This window comes from Kitasatospora indigofera, from assembly GCF_014655955.1.
GTDB classification, from domain to species: domain Bacteria; phylum Actinomycetota; class Actinomycetes; order Streptomycetales; family Streptomycetaceae; genus Kitasatospora; species Kitasatospora indigofera.
On record NZ_BNBO01000036.1, the window covers coordinates 50,862 to 67,534 of the forward strand.

Annotated in this window: 12 protein-coding genes; 7 read left to right on the forward strand and 5 right to left on the reverse strand. The window is 71.8% G+C overall.

The features are described 5' to 3' along the window. The first annotated feature begins 28 nt into the window (after nucleotides 1–28). Nucleotides 29–727: a DUF4232 domain-containing protein gene (locus tag IE329_RS26355; protein ID WP_190213473.1), complete on the forward strand. Its 699-nt coding sequence runs from the start codon at nucleotides 29–31 to the stop codon at nucleotides 725–727. Nucleotides 728–860: 133 nt separating this feature from the next. Here the strand turns inward: IE329_RS26355 and IE329_RS26360 are convergent, their stop codons facing one another. The 3 genes from IE329_RS26360 to IE329_RS26370 form a co-directional block, all read right to left on the reverse strand. Continuing rightward, nucleotides 861–1,919 carry a LacI family DNA-binding transcriptional regulator gene (locus IE329_RS26360; protein ID WP_190213474.1) on the reverse strand — a complete coding sequence of 353 codons (1,059 nt, stop codon included), beginning with the start codon at nucleotides 1,917–1,919 and terminating at the stop codon, nucleotides 861–863. Between the two features lie 164 nt (nucleotides 1,920–2,083). Beyond that, nucleotides 2,084–4,582: a discoidin domain-containing protein gene (locus IE329_RS26365; protein WP_190213498.1), complete on the reverse strand. Its 2,499-nt coding sequence runs from the start codon at nucleotides 4,580–4,582 to the stop codon at nucleotides 2,084–2,086. Nucleotides 4,583–5,115: 533 nt separating this feature from the next. Next, nucleotides 5,116–6,372, reverse strand: a complete 1,257-nt coding sequence (locus IE329_RS26370) for an ROK family transcriptional regulator (RefSeq protein WP_190213475.1) — start codon at nucleotides 6,370–6,372, stop codon at nucleotides 5,116–5,118. 146 nt (nucleotides 6,373–6,518) lie between these two features. On the opposite strand from IE329_RS26370, the gene IE329_RS26375 reads away from it, so the two are divergent. From IE329_RS26375 to IE329_RS26400, 6 genes are all read left to right on the forward strand, one after another. Continuing rightward, nucleotides 6,519–7,835 (forward strand): ABC transporter substrate-binding protein, encoded by a 1,317-nt coding sequence (locus IE329_RS26375; protein ID WP_190213476.1) that lies wholly within the window; start codon nucleotides 6,519–6,521, stop codon nucleotides 7,833–7,835. A gap of 1 nt (nucleotide 7,836) precedes the next feature. Then, nucleotides 7,837–8,766, forward strand: coding sequence for a carbohydrate ABC transporter permease (locus IE329_RS26380; RefSeq protein WP_190213477.1), 930 nt, complete (start codon nucleotides 7,837–7,839; stop codon nucleotides 8,764–8,766). Further along, a complete protein-coding gene (locus IE329_RS26385; RefSeq protein ID WP_073923646.1) occupies nucleotides 8,759–9,622 on the forward strand; it encodes a carbohydrate ABC transporter permease in 864 nt (287 codons plus the stop codon). The genes IE329_RS26380 and IE329_RS26385 overlap by 8 nt, the downstream gene beginning before the upstream one ends. Nucleotides 9,623–9,642: 20 nt before the next feature. After that, the gene (locus tag IE329_RS26390) at nucleotides 9,643–10,998 is read left to right on the forward strand and encodes a GH1 family beta-glucosidase (protein ID WP_190213499.1); all 1,356 of its coding nucleotides are present in this window, start codon (nucleotides 9,643–9,645) and stop codon (nucleotides 10,996–10,998) included. 451 nt (nucleotides 10,999–11,449) lie between these two features. Continuing rightward, on the forward strand, nucleotides 11,450–13,231 hold the full coding sequence (gene gcl, locus IE329_RS26395; protein ID WP_190213478.1) for a glyoxylate carboligase: 1,782 nt from the start codon (nucleotides 11,450–11,452) through the stop codon (nucleotides 13,229–13,231). 162 nt (nucleotides 13,232–13,393) lie between these two features. After that, the gene (locus IE329_RS26400) at nucleotides 13,394–13,840 is read left to right on the forward strand and encodes a GNAT family N-acetyltransferase (protein ID WP_190213479.1); all 447 of its coding nucleotides are present in this window, start codon (nucleotides 13,394–13,396) and stop codon (nucleotides 13,838–13,840) included. 70 nt (nucleotides 13,841–13,910) lie between these two features. Here IE329_RS26400 and IE329_RS26405 read toward each other — a convergent pair whose 3' ends face one another. Both IE329_RS26405 and IE329_RS26410 read right to left on the reverse strand, forming a co-directional pair. Next, nucleotides 13,911–14,819 (reverse strand): hypothetical protein, encoded by a 909-nt coding sequence (locus IE329_RS26405; protein WP_190213480.1) that lies wholly within the window; start codon nucleotides 14,817–14,819, stop codon nucleotides 13,911–13,913. 28 nt (nucleotides 14,820–14,847) lie between these two features. Continuing rightward, nucleotides 14,848–16,644 (reverse strand): serine/threonine-protein kinase, encoded by a 1,797-nt coding sequence (locus IE329_RS26410; protein ID WP_229927771.1) that lies wholly within the window; start codon nucleotides 16,642–16,644, stop codon nucleotides 14,848–14,850. Between the last annotated feature and the right edge of the window lie 29 nt (nucleotides 16,645–16,673).

The following is a 16,673-nucleotide window of genomic DNA, read 5'->3' on the forward strand; positions in this document are numbered from 1 at the left end:
GGGCCACCGGGAACAGCAGGGGGATCTGATGGAGCGACGGACGAACCGACCGCGCATCCGCACCACGGGCGCCGTACTGGCGGCGGTCGCCGCGGCCGCGCTGCTCGCGGCGTGCGGGCCCACCGAGGCGACCGGCGCGGCCGGGCCGTCGGCCGGCGTGCCCGCACCGCCCGCCGGCGCGAGCGCGGCACCGAGCGGCCCGTCGGCGGGCACCGGATCGCCGGGCGCCGGTGCGACGGCGACGGCCGGCAAGCCCTCCGCCTCCGCCGCGCCGGGCGTCCTGCCCGCCTGCGCCGACGCCGATCTCAAGGCCTCCGCCGCCCGGGACGTGGAGCCGAGCCCGGTCGGGTCCTACGTGGTGACCGTGGAGTTCACCAACGTCGGCGGCCACGCCTGCGGCGTGAAGGGGTTCCCCACACTGGCGGCGGCCGGCCAGGGCTCGCCGGACAAGTCGCTGCCGCTCCAGGTGCAGCAGGTCGGTCCGGCGGTGGCGGTCCAGTTGCTGCCGGGCGCGAAGACGTTCACCACCCTCGGCCTGAAGCCGGTGCTGGGCGAGGCGGACGGCTACTGCCCGTCCGGCGCCACGCCGTTCGCCCCGCCCTCGCTGGTGGTCGGGGTGCCCGAGGCGGGCAAGTACCAGGTCGGCCGGGAGGGCGGCGGGCTGTTCGCCACGTGCGACAACAAGATCACCGCGACCGCGTTCCTGCCGTCCGTCGGCAAGAAGTGACCTGTCCGGCCCGGGGCGGGCGGGCGACCGTCCGGCCCGGAGCACCGGCCGCCGGACCCGGGCCTCAGTGACCCGGGCCCGGCGGCCGGTGCTCAAGCTCAGGGCCCACGGCTCACGGCTCACGGCTCACGGCTCACGCCGACTGCCGTACCACCAGGCTCGGTTCGAAGATCACCGAGGTGACCGGGCCGGCCGGGTTCTCGACCCGGGCCAGCAGCAGCCGGGTCAGCTCGGCGGCCATCTCCTCGACCGGCTGGCGGACGGTGGTCAGCCGGGGCCGGCTGGCCAGCGCGGCGCTGCTGTCGTCGAAGCCGATCACCGCGACGTCGTCGGGGATCCGGCGGCCGTGCTCGTGCAGCACGAACATGGCGCCCTGGGCCATCAGGTCGTTGCCGGCGAACACCCCGTCCAGGCCGGGGTTCTCGGCGAGCAGCCGCTCCATCGCGAGTTCGCCGCCGCGCTGGGTGAAGTCCCCCTCGATGCACGGGACGTAGGGGAAGCCGTGGCGGGCCATCGCCTCCCGGAACCCGGTCAGCCGGTCCTGCGCGGCCGGGACCCCGGCCGGGCCGCCGATCATCGCGACCTGCCGGCAGCCGCGGGCGGCGAGGTGGTCCGCGGCCAGCCGGGCGCCGTCCCGGTTGGCGAGGTCGACGTAGCTGATCGGGATCGGACGGACCGGGCGGGCGAACAGGACGACGGGCATCCCGACTTCGACCAGCCGCGAGGGCAGCGGGTCCTCCGGGTCGGTGGAGACCAGGACCGCGCCGTCGGCGCCGCCCTGCTTGAGGTGCCCGACCACCTGGTCCCTGGCCTCCGCGGTGTCCGCGACCATCAGCAGCGGGTGCAGTCCGCGCGGGCGCAGCGCGCCCACCACGCCGCTGAGCGCGCGGCCGAAGAAGGGATCGGTGAGGACCCGGTTCCTGGCAGTGTCCTCGTCCTCCACCTCGCCGGCGACGCCGGAGAGGACCAGCGCGATCGACCCGGCCCGGCGGGTGACCAGCGAGCGGGCCGCGCTGTTGGGGACGTATCCGGTGGCGGCGATGGCCTGGCGGACGGTCTCCTGGATCTCCAGGTCGACGTTGCGGATCCCGTTGATCACTCGGGAGACGGTCGACCGCGAGACCCCGGCGACCCGGGCCACGTCCTCCAGGGTCGCGGGCCGGGAGACGGCCGTTCGCAGGGCATCACTCATAGCGGCTTTTATAGCATGGCGGAAAGCGCTCCCTGCTGCCCTTCGCAGGTGCGCCCGGTGCGGTGCGGACGGCCCGCCGGTCACCGGCGGGCCGTCCTTCCTCTGTCTCCTTCTCCTACCGGGTGGCCACCGAGGTGGCTCCGGTCACTGCCTTGCCGTCCGCGTTACGGGTACGAGACCAGGTTCGACGGGACGGTTCCGGTGCCCGAGGTCGGGTTGCCGGTGTTGTTCACCACGTGGTTGAACTGGCCGTTGCCGCCGAGCGAGTTCACCAGGACGTCGTGCAGCTTGACGCCCGGCTTGTTCGGCACCTCGAACCCGTGGTCCATCACGATGGTGGGGTCGACGTTGAAGTAGCAGTAGCTGCCCAGGCCCCAGCCCTCGTGGGTGTTGACCGAGTCCTCGACCTTGTAGGCCGCGTAGCCCTTGACGGCGCCGTTCTGGATCGCCGCCTGGTTGGGGGCGTCGTAGGCCTTCTCGTTCTGGAAGAAGATGGTCTTGCCGCGGTCGCCGAACCACTGCACGTCGTACTTGTTGAAGTGCTCGACGAACAGGCCGGTGGCCAGCACGTCGTTGCCGCGGACCTGCATGCCGTAGTCGGAGCGGTTGCTCTCCCAGCCGACACCGGCGCCGTGGTCGGCGCGCCAGATCCAGGTGTGGTCGACGATCGTGTTGTTGCTGTTGATCAGCATGCCCGCGGTGGCCTTGCCGGCGGTGACGCCGCCGACCCGGACGAAGACGTCCTGGACGGTGGTCGGGTTGGCCGAGTGGTCCGCGCCGGGGCCGCCGTCGCCGACCTGCAGCAGGGCGGGCGAGTTGGCGGTGCCCGCGTCGAGCAGCAGCCCGGCGAGCTTGACGCCGTCGACGTCCGCGACCTTCACGGCGGTGACGCCGTTGTCCGGGATGACGGTGGCCATGCCGAGGCCGAGGACCACGGTGTTCGGCCGGGTGATGTTGATCGTCTGGTCGACGTGGTAGACGCCCGGCGTGAAGAGCAGGTTGAGGCCCTGCGACAGCGCCTGGTTGATGGTCGCGGCGGTGGCACCGGCCTTCACCACGTAGAACTGGCTCAGCGGGAGGGACTCGCCCTGCGGCGCGCCGGCGCCCCAGGAGACGCCGCGCGCGTTGGTGCGCTTGGCGGGGGTGAACACCTTGTACTCGTTGCCGTCCAAGTAGAGGAACGGCTTCTCACGCGAGATCGGGGTGGTGTCCAGCGTGGTGTACGGCGGGTCCGGGAAGCCCTGGGCGGGGGCGCCCTGGACACCGGAGAAGGTCTGGTTCCAGACGCCGTTGCTGAAGCCGCCGATCGAGCTGTCGCGGGTGTACCACTGCTGCTGCGAGTAGTTGCCCACCTGGCCGTCGATCTTGCTGTCGGCGATGTAGCCGCCGCTGGCCCAGCCGTAGCTCGCCGGGGCGAGGTTGAGGCCGCCCTCGACGTGCATCCGGCGGAACGGCGCGGCCTGCGAGACGGCCCAGCGGTCGGTGCCGCTGACCGGCTTGAGGTGCAGGTTCTCGGCCGAGCGCCAGAAGTTCTGGGTGGCGTTGCCGTTGAACCAGCCGGCGTCGACGGTGACGTCGCCGTTGATGGTGGTGTCGTCGGGGTTCAGGCCGAGACCGGCGATCGAGGTGTAGAACCCGATCTGCGCGTTCAGGTTGCTGTACGTGCCCGGCTTGAACAGCAGCGCGTAGCGCTCGGAGCCGAACTGGTTGGACTCCTGCTGGGTGAAGATCTGGTCGACCGTGGCCTGGATGTTCGGCGTGGACGGGTCGAAGACCTTCACGTTGGGGCCGAGGTCGCCGCCGCCCTGGACGGGCGGGACGGTCGAGCCGCCGCCGGTGTGCACGGCGAACTCCCAGAGGGAGTAGCCGTAGCCGGTGTGGCGGTGGGTGCCGTTGAAGCGGACGTAGCGGCCGGTGCCGCTGACGTTCAGCGTCTCGACGCCACCGGTGCCCGTGGTGGTGCTGTAGACGGTGTTCCAGGTGGTGCCGTCGGGCGAGAGCTGGATCTGGTAGCCGTCGCCGTACGCCGCCTCCCAGTTGAGGTCGACCGAGCAGACCTGCTGGCTGGAGCCGAGGTCGACCTGCAGCCACTGCGGGTCGCTCGCGGCGCTGGCCCAGCGGGTGCCGGTGTTGCCGTCGAAGGCGGCCGAGGCGGGGGTGCCGCCGTTCTCCGTGGAGGAGGAGGTGGCCGGCTTGTTCAGGGCCGCGTTGGCGGTGGAGCAGGTCGGGCCGGTGCCGCCGCCGGGGGTGCCGTAGACCTGGAACTCCCAGAGGGAGTAGCCGTAGCCGGTGTGGCGGTGGGTGCCGTTGAAGCGGACGTAGCGGCCGGTGCCGCTGACGTTCAGCGTCTCGACGCCACCGGTGCCCGTGGTGGTGGTGTAGATCGTGGTCCAGGCGGCGCCGTCGGCGGAGACCTGGATCTGGTAGCCGTCGCCGTAGGCGGCCTCCCAGTTGAGGACGACCTTGTCGATCGAGGCGCTGACGCCGAGGTCGACCTGCAGCCACTGGGCGTCGGCCGCGGCGCTGGACCAGCGGGTGCCGGTGTTGCCGTCGACGGCGGCGGTGGCCGGGGTGCCGCCGTTCTCGGTGGAGGAGGCGGTGACCGTCTTGCCCTGGGAGAGCAGCGTGCCGGCCGCGTTGGCGGTGCCGACCGGGACGGCCATGCAGAGGCCGGCGACGACGGCGGCCGCGGTGAGGGCGGCCGGGGCGCGCCGGACTCTGGAGCCTGAGCCTGCTGAGGTGAACCTCACTGGGGCATCTCCTGCTGTGGGTGGGGTGCGGGGGATGGGGACGCTGTCGCGCGAAGCCGGTGCGGGGCCGGTTGAGCGGGACGCCTGACGGGTGCCGAGGACACCTGCGGAGAGGGCGGAGACCGCCGGAGGATCAACCGGTGCCTGCGCACCGGGACTCGGGAGAGCGCTCCCGGATGGAGTGTTGCGGTGGCATATCCAGCGTGTCAAGACTGCGGACAGCACTTCCGGTGCGAATCAACTTGCCTGCGGAAAAAGGGTTATGACGACGTCCGCCGGGCGACTGGGCCACGAAGCCGCAGGTCAGGAGCCCTGCTGGGAGAGCGCTCCCCCGCCACACCCCCGGAAGGACCCCCACGGAGCCCCCCAAGATCCCGGGGAGTCCCGGCGGGGGCCGGCCGCCCGGCCGCCGGAGCGGCCGGGCCCGCGGGGCCGTCCGGGCGCGCTCAGCGCAGCGCCCTGGCCTCCCGCCGTCCCGGCTCCGGCACGTCCCCGCCGGAGTCCAGGAAGCGCGCCAGCGGCAGCGTCGCGGCACCCACCGTGACGGCGTCCGGACCGAGCAGCCCCAGCTCGATCGAGGTCTGTTCGCAGGGGAAGCGCAGGGCGTACGAGCGGGCCGCGGCGCGGATCGCGGGCAGCAGGCGCGGGCCCAGCAGCAGGCCGGCCCAGCCGCCGATCACGATCCGTTCGGGGTTGAACAGGTTGATCAGGTCGGCGATGCTCGCGCCGAGGTACTCGGCGGTCTCGCAGAGCAGCGCGTCGGCCACCGGGTCGTCGGCCTCGGCGGCGGCCAGCAGGGCGGCCAGGCCGGCCTTCTCGCTGGAGTCGGAGGCCTCCCCCCAGCGCTCCACCAGCGCCTCGGCACCCACGTACGCCTCCAGGCAGCCGCGGGAGCCGCAGCGGCAGAGCCGCCCGCCGACGTGCACCTTGGTGTGGCCCCACTCCCCCGCGCTGCTGGTGGCGCCGCGGTAGGGGACGCCGTTGGCGATCACGCAGGCCCCGACGCCCGAGCCGAACAGCGCGACCACGGCGTTGCCGGCGCCGCGGCCGGCCCCGAACCACATCTCGGCCTGGCCGAGCGTCTTCGCACCGTTGTCGATGTGCAGCGGCAGGTCGGTGCCGGCCCGCAGCAGGCGGCCGAGCGGGACGGCGTCCCAGTCGATGGTCTGGCCGTGCACCACCGCGCCGATGCCGCCCGGGTCCGTGGGGTCGGCCGCCGGGTCGCCCTGTTCGACGATGCCCGGCACCCCGATCCCGACCCCGAGCACCCGGTCACGGTCGGTCCCGGTGCTGTCCAGGACTTCGGCCAGGCCGTCCAGGATCAGCTGGACCACGTGGCCGACGTCGTGCCCGTGGTCGGACAGCGGGTGGTCGCTGGCGGCCAGCTCGGTCAGGGCCAGGTCGAACAGGGCCACCCTGACCTGCGTCTCTCCGACGTCCACCCCGATCAGGAAACCCCGGTCGGCCGCCACCTGGAGCAGGACCCGTGGTCGTCCGCCGTCGGAGTCGACCGATCCGGCCTCCTCCACCAGGCCGTCGGCGATGAGTTCGCCGACCACGTTGCTGATCGTGCCCCCGCTCAGTCCGGTGTCCCGGCCCAGCTCGTGGCGGCTGAGCCGGCCCTCGAAGTACAGGTGCCGCAGCAGCACCGATCGGTTGCCTCTTCGCAGGTCACGTACGGTCTGCTTGCTTCGCTCTACCATTCGGACTCCCTCCTGGTCTGAATCTATCGCTGCGATAAGTCTTGACGCCAGCTTTTCTCACAAGTTAAATCACGGCCTGAAGTAAGCCTCACGGCTGATCACTTCACCAAGGTCGCTCACCCATCCCCTGAAGGGGGAACTCCGCTATGCGCACGAGCCGCGTCATCGCCGCCACAGCTCTGGTAGCCGCCCTCACCGTCACCGCAACCGCCTGCGGAGGCGGCTCCGACACCGGCAGCGGCGGGGGCAACAGCGCCCCCAAGTCGCTCACCTACTGGGCCAGCAACCAGGGCACCAGCATCGAGAACGACAAGCAGGTCCTGGAGCCCGAGCTCAGAAAGTTCGAGCAGCAGACCGGCATCAAGGTCAACCTGGAGGTCGTGCCCTGGTCCGACCTGCTCAACCGGATCCTCGCCGCCACCGCCTCCGGCCAGGGCCCCGACGTGCTGAACATCGGCAACACCTGGTCGGCCTCCCTCCAGGCCACCGGCGCGCTGCTGCCCTGGGACGAGGCGACCTTCGCCAAGATCGGCGGCAAGGACCGCTTCCTGCCGTCCACCATCGCCTCGGCCGGTGCCCCCGGCAAGGACCCGGCCGCCGTGCCGCTCTACTCGATGGCGTACGGCCTCTACTACAACAAGAAGATGTTCGCGGCCGCCGGCATCGACAAGGCCCCGGCCACCTGGGACGAGTTCCAGGCCGACGCGCAGAAGCTCACCAAGGACGGCAAGTACGGCCTCGCGATCGAGGGCGGCAACGTCTCGGAGAACGTCCACCACGCGTTCACCTTCGGCAAGCAGAACGGCGCCGACTTCTTCGACGCCTCCGGCAAGCCGAAGTTCGACAGCCCCGAGGCCGTCAAGGCGATCAAGCAGTACGTCGACTTCATCGCCAAGGACAAGGTCGCCGCGCCCGGCAACGCCGAGTACTCCAACAACCAGACGCTGAGCGACTTCGCCACCGGCAAGGCCGCCATGATCATGTGGCAGTCGGCGGGCGCCAACCTGAAGTCCCAGGGGATGAACCCGGAGGACTACGGCGTCGCGCCCCTCCCGATCCCGGCCGGTGCCACCGGTGACAAGGCCATCAAGTCGATGGTCGCCGGCATCAACCTCGCGGTGTTCAAGAACACCAAGAACCTCGACGGCTCGCTCCAGTTCGTGAAGTTCATGACGAGCAACGAGGAGCAGAAGACCCTCAACAGCACCTACGGCAACATCCCGCCGGTGAAGGAGGCCGGCAAGGACCCGGTCTTCGCCACCCCGGACCTCACCACCCTGAACGACGTGCTGGCCACCAGCTCCGCGCCGCTTCCCCAGGTCGCCAACGAGAGCCAGTTCGAGACCCTGGTCGGCACCGCGGTGAAGAACCTGCTCGCCGCCGCGGCCGCGGGCAAGCCGGTCACCGAGGACAGCGTCAAGGCCGAGCTCACCAAGGCTCAGCAGCAGATGCCGGCGTCCTGACGTGCGACAGCGACTGCGCCGACTGCGCCACCCCCGAGGGGCTCTGCCCTACCTGCTCCTGCTCCCCGCCCTCGCGCTGGAGCTGCTGATCCACCTGGTCCCGATGGTGGTCGGCATCGTGATGAGCTTCAAACAGCTCACCCAGTTCTTCATCCGAGACTGGTCGGCCGCACCCTGGACCGGCCTGGGGAACTACCGCATGGCGGTGGACTTCAGTGCTCCGGTCGGCCAGTCGCTGCTCAACTCGTTCTGGACAACGTGTTGTTTCACCATCCTGTCGGTCGGTCTGTCGTGGCTGCTGGGCACGGCGGCGGCGATCTACATGCAGGACGCGTTCCGGGGACGGGGAATCCTGCGGGCCCTGTTCCTCGTCCCGTACGCCCTGCCGGTCTACGCCGCCGTGATCACCTGGTCGTTCATGTTCCAGCGGGACACCGGCCTGATCAACCACGTGCTGGTCGACCAGCTGCACCTGATGGACGAGAAGCCGTTCTGGCTGATCGGTGACAACAGCTTCACCGCCCTGGTCGTGGTCTCGGTCTGGAAGTCCTGGCCGTTCGCGTTCCTCACGCTGATGGCCGGCCTGCAGAACATCCCCCGGGAGCTGTACGAGGCCTCCTCGATGGACGGCGCCGGCGTCTGGCAGCAGATCCGCAAGATCACCCTGCCCTCGCTGCGCCCGGTCAACCAGGTCCTGGTGCTGGTGCTGTTCCTGTGGACCTTCAACGACTTCAACACGCCGTACGTGCTGTTCGGGAAGTCCGCACCGGAGGCCGCCGACCTGATCTCCATCCACATCTACCAGTCCTCGTTCGTCACCTGGAACTTCGGTGTCGGCTCGGCGATGTCCGTGCTGCTGCTGCTCTTCCTGCTGCTGGTGACGGCCGTCTACCTCTTCCTCACCTCACGACGGAGGGACGCCGATGCCTAAGGCTCCCGTCTCACCGATGGCTCCGCCGGCCTCGTTCAAGTGGTCGCGCCGGGTGTTCCTGCTGCTGCTCTCGGCCTTCGTGCTGACCCCGCTGTTCGTGATGATCAGCTCCTCGATGAAGCCGCTGCAGGACGTCCAGGGGGCGTTCTCCTGGATCCCCAGCAGCTTCACCCTGCAGCCCTACGTCGACATCTGGACCACCGTCCCGCTCGGCGACTACTTCGTGAACTCGCTGATCGTCTCGGTCAGCGCCACCGCGCTCTCGGTGGTGATCGCGATCTTCGCGGCGTACGCGGTCAGCCGCTACCGCTTCCGCGGCCGCAAGCTGTTCACCGTCACGGTGCTCTCCACCCAGATGTTCCCCGGCATCCTGTTCCTGCTGCCGCTGTTCCTGATCTTCGTCAACATCGGCAACAGCACCGGGATCGCGCTGCTCGGCAGCCGCGGCGGGCTCATCCTCACGTACCTCACCTTCTCGCTCCCGTTCTCCATCTGGATGCTGGTCGGGTACTTCGACTCCATCCCGCGCGACCTCGACGAGGCCGCCGCGGTGGACGGCTGCGGGCCGCTGCGCACGCTGCTGAAGATCGTCGTGCCGGCCGCCGTGCCGGGCATCGTCGCCGTCTCGGTCTACGCCTTCATGACCGCCTGGGGCGAGGTGCTGTTCGCCTCCGTCATGACCAACCAGACCACCCGGACCCTCGCCGTCGGCCTCCAGGGGTACGCCACCCAGAACAACGTGTACTGGAACCAGGTGATGGCCGCCTCCCTCGTGGTGAGCATCCCCGTCGTCGCCGGCTTCCTCCTCCTGCAGCGCTACCTGGTAGCCGGCCTCACCGCCGGAGCTGTCAAGTGACCATCCCCGAAAGGCATTTCGTGAACGACCTCAGTGCTCTCCCCGACGACTTCGTCTGGGGCGCGGCCACCGCCGCCTACCAGATCGAGGGAGCCGTGGACGAGGACGGCCGCGCCCCCTCCATCTGGGACACCTTCTCCCACACCCCGGGGAAGGTCGACAACGGTGACACCGGCGACGTGGCGTGCGACCACTACCACCGCTGGCCCGAGGACCTCGGCATAGCCGGGCAGCTCGGCCTGGACGCCTACCGGTTCTCGATCGCCTGGCCGCGGATCGTGCCGCAGGCCGACGGCCGGGTCAACCAGGCCGGCCTCGACTTCTACGACCGGCTCACCGACAGCCTGCTGGAGAAGGGGATCACGCCGTTCCCCACCCTCTACCACTGGGACCTCCCGCAGGCGCAGCAGGACCGCGGCGGCTGGCCCGTCCGCGAGACCGCCGAGCGCTTCGGTGAGTACGCGGAGGTCGTGGCCGGGGCGCTGGGCGACCGGATCACCAACTGGGCGACGCTGAACGAGCCGCTCTGCTCGGCCTGGATCGGCCACCTCGACGGCAACATGGCGCCCGGTCTCAAGGACCTCACCGCCGCCGTCCGCGCCTCGTACCACCTGCACCTGGGCCACGGCCTGGCCGTGCAGGCGCTGCGGGCGGCGATCCCGAACGCGAGCATCGGCATCGTCAACAACCTCAGCCCGGTCCACCCGGCCACCGACAGCGAGGGCGACCGCCTGGCCGCGCAGCGCGGCGACGGCCACATCAACCGCTGGTGGCTGGACCCGATCCTGGGCCGCGGCTACCCGCAGGACATGGTGGAGCTGTACGGGGTCGAGCTGCCCGTCCGGGACGGCGACCTGGAGCTGATCAGCGCGCCGCTGGACTGGATCGGCCTGAACTACTACTTCCGGCAGATCGTCACCGGCGACACCACCGGCCCCGCGCCGCACTTCCGCCAGGTGCCCGGCCCGAACGTCGAGCACACCGCGATGGACTGGGAGGTGCACGGCCCCGGCCTGGAGCAGCTGCTGCTGCGCCTGACGGACGACTACGGCGTCCAGAAGATCTACGTCACCGAGAACGGTTCGGCGTACCAGGACGTGGTCGGCGCCGATGGTTCGGTGCACGACCCGGAGCGCACCGAGTACCTGGAGCAGCACCTGGCCGCCTGCGCCAGGGCCGTCTCCAAGGGCGCGCCGCTGGCCGGCTACTTCGCCTGGTCGCTGCTGGACAACTTCGAGTGGGCCTACGGCTACGACAAGCGCTTCGGCCTCGTCCACGTCGACTACAAGACGCAGCAGCGCACCGTGAAGACCAGCGGGCGCCGCTACGCCGAGCTGGCCGCCGCCCACCGCCTGCGCGGGCGCCGCGCCGCCTGATCCCCACCGCGGCGGTCCGCCGCCGCCCGCACCGCACGAGCCGGCCCCTCCCCCCGTCCTGGGTGGAGGGGCCGGCTCGTCGGCGTTCCCGGCGGGGCGGGGCGGTAGGGGGCGGGGCCGTACGCGGGCGCGGCCGTACGGGGCTGGGGCGTACGGGGCTGGGGGCGGGCGCGGCGGGCGGGGTCCGTCCGCGCACGGCGCCCGGATTGCATCAAACGACGAGGCCGGCGGCCCGCCGGTACCCGCGAGCTGTAGGAAGCCCGCCTATCCGGGCGGGCGGGGAGGTGACAGCCTGGCCCTTCCGCAAACTACAACATTCTGTTGAATCGGCCTTGACGGCCGCGCGGGGCTCACCGTACGTTGTTTCCGCATACCAAAACCGTTCTTCCGTATCGTGGAACTCAGGAGATGAGCCCTCCGACCCACAACGGGCCGACGCAGGAGAAACCCGATGCCTCGAATGACAGCCGCCCGCGCGGCAGTGGAGATCCTCAAGCGCGAAGGCGTCGAGGTCGCGTTCGGCGTGCCCGGCGCGGCGATCAACCCCTTCTACGCCGCGCTCAAGGCCTCCGGCGAGATCCGGCACACGCTCGCGCGCCACGTCGAGGGCGCCTCGCACATGGCCGAGGGGTACACCCGCGCCAAGGCCGGCAACATCGGTGTCTGCATCGGCACCTCGGGCCCGGCCGGCACCGACATGATCACCGGCCTGTACTCGGCGATCGCCGACTCGATCCCGATCCTCTGCATCACCGGCCAGGCCCCGGTCGCGAAGCTGCACAAGGAGGACTTCCAGGCCGTCGACATCGCCTCGATCGCCAAGCCGGTCACCAAGGCCGCGACCACCGTCCTGGAGGCCGCGCAGGTCCCCGGCGTGTTCCAGCAGGCCTTCCACCTGATGCGCTCCGGCCGTCCCGGCCCGGTCCTGATCGACCTGCCGATCGACGTCCAGCTGACCGAGATCGAGTTCGACCCCGAGACCTACGCGCCGCTGCCGGTCTACAAGCCGTTCGCCACCCGCGCGCAGATCGAGAAGGCGATCGGGTTCCTGCTGGAGTCCGAGCGCCCGCTGATCGTCGCCGGCGGCGGCGTCATCAACGCCGACGCCTCCGAGCTGCTGGTCGAGTTCGCCGAGCTCACCGGCACCCCCGTCATCCCGACCCTGATGGGCTGGGGCATCCTCGCCGACGACCACGAGCTGAACGCCGGCATGGTCGGCCTGCAGACCTCGCACCGCTACGGCAACGCCAACCTGCTGGAGTCGGACTTCGTCCTCGGCATCGGCAACCGCTGGGCCAACCGCCACACCGGTGACCTCGCCGTTTACACCAAGGACCGCAAGTTCGTCCACGTGGACGTCGAGCCGACCCAGCTCGGCAAGATCTTCGCCCCGGACTTCGGCATCGCCTCCGACGCCAAGGCCGCCCTGGAGCTGTTCGTCGAGGTCGCCAAGGAGCTGAAGGCCGCCGGCAAGCTCCCCGACCGCAGCGCGTGGGCCGCCTCCACCCAGGAGCGCAAGGCCACCCTGCAGCGCCGCACGCACTTCGACAACGTGCCGATGAAGCCGCAGCGCGTCTACGAGGAGATGAACAAGGCCTTCGGCCCGGAGACCCGCTACGTCACCACCATCGGCCTGTCCCAGATCGCCGGCGCGCAGATGCTGCACGTCTACAAGCCGCGCCACTGGATCAACTGCGGCCAGGCCGGCCCGCTCGGCTGGACCATCCCGGCCGCGCTCGGTGTCGCCACCGCCGACCCGGAGACCCCGGTGGTCGCCCTCTCCGGCGACTACGACTTCCAGTTCATGCTGGAGGAGCTGGCCGTCGGCGCCCAGCACCGGATCCCCTACGTCCACGTCCTCGTCAACAACGCCTACCTGGGCCTGATCCGCCAGGCGCAGCGCGGCCTGGACATCAACTTCCAGGTCAACCTGGAGTTCGAGAACATCAACTCCCCCGAGCTGGGCGTCTACGGCGTCGACCACGTCAAGGTCGTCGAGGGCCTCGGCTGCAAGGCCATCCGGGTCACCGAGCCGGACCAGCTGCTGCCGGCCTTCGAGGAGGCCAAGAAGCTGGCCGCCGAGTTCCGCGTCCCGGTCGTCGTCGAGGCGATCCTGGAGCGGGTCACCAACATCTCGATGGGTGCCGCCGGCATCGACGCGATCAACGAGTGGGAGGAGCTGGCCACCGAGCCCGGCCACGCCCCGACCGCGATCAAGGCCCTCAAGTCCTGACCGACGTCGCGACCGACGTCAGCACCGCCGCACCGCGGCGGAGTTGACCACCCGTACGGGCCCCCGGTGCTGCCGCGAGCAGTGCCGGGGGCCCGTACGGCTGTGCGCCCGCGTAAGGTCGTGCCGTCCGGACGGCCCCACCCGCGGAAGGCGGCACCACCCATGACCCAGGACGGCGTCAGCATCGACAGGCTCTCCCCCGGGGACCGCGCGGAGTGGGAGGTCCTCTTCCGGGGGTACCTCGACTTCTACCGACGCGAGATCACACCGGAGATGTACGAGCGGGCCTGGACGGCGTTCCTGGACGACACCGTGATGCACGCCTTCGGCGCGCGGACCGACGGCCGGCTGGTGGGCATCACGCACTTCCTGGTGCACGCCAGCACCACCGCACCGGACGTCTGTTACCTCCAGGACCTGTTCACCGCACCGGAGGCCCGCGGCCGCGGCGTCGGGCGGGCGCTGATCGCCGCCGTCACCGACTGGGCGCGCGAGCGCGACTGCAGCCGGGTCTACTGGTCCACCCAGGAGACCAACGCGACGGCCCGGCGGCTCTACGACCAGGTGGCGGTCAACCGGGGGTTCATCCTCTACCAGATCGCCCTCTGAGCCCGGGCGGGCCGCTCCCCGTCGCGCCGGGGCATCACCCACGGGCCCGACGGGGAACGGGACCCCGGCCTCAGGGGCAGGAGTACGTGAAGCTCGCGGCCGCGGTGTGCTGCCCCGGCGAGAGGATCTCGACGGTGGCGGTGGCCTGCATGGTGCCGTGGCCGTCGAAGGTCCAGCGCAGCACCAGATCGGCCTGCCGGGTGCCCTCGGGGACGGACTGCACCAGCTCGCCGGACGAGCCGCCGTCGCTGCGCACCCAGCGGTAACGGACCTTGCCGGCATGGCCGTTGGTCTGCGCGGTGGCCGTGACGACGGCGGCGCCGCCGCACGGCGGGCCGGCCGGGTCGGTGGCGACGGCGACCGAGGTGACGGCCAGCGACGGGGAGTACCAGCGCCAGGCGAGCAGCGCCAGCAGGGCCAGCAGCAGGAGGACGGCGAGCAGCCGGCGCCGGCCCTTGCGCCGGACCGGCCGGTCCGGCTCCACCTCTCCGTGCCAGACGGCGGCGGCAGCGGCCGGGACACCCGGGCCGAAGCGCCGCAACTCGCCCTCGGCGAGCGGACGTTCGTCCTCAGGGGCGACGGCCGGCAGGGGCATCGCAGCGGCCGCGTGGCCGGCGGGGACCGCAGCGGCCGGGGCACCGGCGGGCACCGGCGCGTCGAGCCGCTGGGTGGCGTCCTCCGCCGCTCCGAAGGTGCCGAGCGTCTGGGTGCCGCCCACCAGCGGCGGCAGCGCCATCGGCTGCGGGACCGCCGGCTCGGGGGCCGCCTGCTCGGGGCCCGCCGACTGCGAGGGGACGGCGGGCTTGGCCCAGACGGTCGGGTCCAGGACGGTGGCGGCGTCGTCGACGGACGGGCCGGCTGCGGCCGGGCCCGCGGACGGCGCCCGGCCCAGCCTGGTGGTCCGCTCGGCGGCGTCCTCGTCGAGCCGGACGGTGAGCGCCTCGTCGGGGTCGGTCGGGGGCTTTCCCGGTGTGGTCATGCTGCCCTCCTGGGCGTGTGGATCCGGCTCAGCGGGGCGGGTTGCAGGTGTAGGCGTAGACGGGCAGGTAGGTGATGGGGGTGGTCCGACTCGGCTCGGCGGCGGGGCTGGTCGAGACCTGGAGGCCCCAAATCGGGTAGGTGTCGGCGGAGCCGAAGGAGTGCAGGTAGCGGACACCCTTGAACCCAGTCGACCCCTTCGGGATCACCACCGTCTGGGAGGCGACCACCACCTTCGGGGCGGTGTCGCTAGCCCGATGGATCCAGCTCAGCGTCAGCACGACGTCGGCGGCGCCGTCCGTCTGCACGCTCACGGTCCCGGTCAGGTCGTAGCGGCCACCGCAGTTCAGCGCGTCGAGGTTGAGGTACGTCACCCGTGCCTTCACCGGCGGCGGCGCGACCGTCGCGCTCGGCGTGGTCGCGGTCGGGGTCGGCGGGGCCGGCGAGGTGGCGGGCGCCGAGGGCTTGCCGGTCGCGGTCGGGGCCACGGTCGGCGGCCGGGTGGTCACGGTCGCGCCGGGGGTCGGCGCGGCCGAGAGCGAGGCGGACGGCGAGGGCGAGGGCGACGGCGACGGCGAGGCCGAGTCGGTGGCGGTGGCGGTGGGGTCGGGCGTGGCAGTGTCGGCCGGCGGCGCGGCGGACGTCGGGAGGCCCGCGCCGAGCGTCGTGGTGGCCACCGGAGACGGGGCCGCCAGCACGGTGCGGGCGTCCCGCTCGCTCGCGCCGGCCACCGCCACCCCGGCGAAGGAGCCCGCCACCAGCAGCCCCGCGCCGGCCCCGGCCAGCACCTTGGCGCGCCGGCCGAGCCTGGGCGCCGTCCGCAGCCCGCTCGCGCCCGCACCCGCGCCGGCGGACGGCAGCCCGCTCTGCGCCAGCGAGGTGTGCGCCAGCGCCGTACCGCCGTCGCCGGCCGCCGCGCCGCCCCAGGGCAGCAGCATGGCCAGTGCCAGCACCAGGGCGGCGAGCTCCGCCCGGCCGCGCTCCTCCCAGTCCGGCCCGTAGCCGGCCACCGCGACCGCCTCCAGTTCGGTGACGAAGCTGGCGGCGCTGTCCGGACGCGAGGACGGGGTCTTGGCCAGGCCGGCCCGGATCAGCGGCCGGACCTCGGCGGGCGCCAGCTCGTCCGGGATCGGGGCCTCGGTGTGCTGCACCGCGAGTTCGGCGATGGTCGCACCGTCGAACGGGCGGGCGCCGGTCAGGCACTCGAAGAAGGTCACCGTCGCCGAGTAGACGTCCGCCGCGGGGGACGCGGGCCGGCCGGCCCACTGCTCGGGCGCCAGGTAGGCGGGGGTGCCGGAGATGTCCCGGTCGTCGCCGCTGCGCACGGCGATGCCGAAGTCCACCAGCTTGGAGCTGCCGTCGGCGGCGACCAGCACGTTGCCGGGCTTGTAGTCGCGGTGCACCACGCCCGCCGCGTGGGCGGCGGCCAGGCCGAGCAGGGAGCCCTTGAGCACCACCAGCGCGGCCCGCGGGGTGGTGGCGCCCTCCTCGCGCAGCAGGGTGCGCAGCGCGAGGCCGTCGACCAGCTCCATCACGATGGCGCAGCCCCGGCTGCTCTCCACGTACTCGTACAGCCGGGTGACGTACGGTGAGCGGAGCCCGCCGAGCACCTCGGCCTCGGCTCGCAGGTTGTCGCCGCCGGCCGCGCGGTTGAGGTACTTGACGGCGACCGGGGTGCCGGTGGCGTCGTGGGTGGCCAGCACCACCCGGCCGCTGGCGCCGGTGCCCAGCTCCCGGCCGTGCGTGTAGCCGGGCAGCACCCAGTCGCCGGTGCCCGCGGCCTGCCCCGCGTCCTCGCCGTTCCTGCCCGCAGCGTCGGCGTCCATCGCGACCGCCCCCCGTTCGTTCCTGCCCG

What these genes read in the sequence shown, in the direction of transcription:
- IE329_RS26365 (WP_190213498.1), bottom strand. Translation starts at nt 4,582, where the DNA reads ATGGCCGTCCCGGTCGGCACCGCCAACGCGGCCGGCACGCTGCTCTCC.
- IE329_RS26405 (WP_190213480.1), bottom strand. Translation starts at nt 14,819, where the DNA reads ATGACCACACCGGGAAAGCCCCCGACCGACCCCGACGAGGCGCTCACC.
- IE329_RS26370 (WP_190213475.1), bottom strand. Translation starts at nt 6,372, where the DNA reads ATGGTAGAGCGAAGCAAGCAGACCGTACGTGACCTGCGAAGAGGCAAC.
- IE329_RS26360 (WP_190213474.1), bottom strand. Translation starts at nt 1,919, where the DNA reads ATGAGTGATGCCCTGCGAACGGCCGTCTCCCGGCCCGCGACCCTGGAG.
- IE329_RS26400 (WP_190213479.1), top strand. Translation starts at nt 13,394, where the DNA reads ATGACCCAGGACGGCGTCAGCATCGACAGGCTCTCCCCCGGGGACCGC.
- IE329_RS26385 (WP_073923646.1), top strand. Translation starts at nt 8,759, where the DNA reads ATGCCTAAGGCTCCCGTCTCACCGATGGCTCCGCCGGCCTCGTTCAAG.
- IE329_RS26410 (WP_229927771.1), bottom strand. Translation starts at nt 16,644, where the DNA reads ATGGACGCCGACGCTGCGGGCAGGAACGGCGAGGACGCGGGGCAGGCC.
- gcl (WP_190213478.1), top strand. Translation starts at nt 11,450, where the DNA reads ATGCCTCGAATGACAGCCGCCCGCGCGGCAGTGGAGATCCTCAAGCGC.
- IE329_RS26355 (WP_190213473.1), top strand. Translation starts at nt 29, where the DNA reads ATGGAGCGACGGACGAACCGACCGCGCATCCGCACCACGGGCGCCGTA.
- IE329_RS26375 (WP_190213476.1), top strand. Translation starts at nt 6,519, where the DNA reads ATGCGCACGAGCCGCGTCATCGCCGCCACAGCTCTGGTAGCCGCCCTC.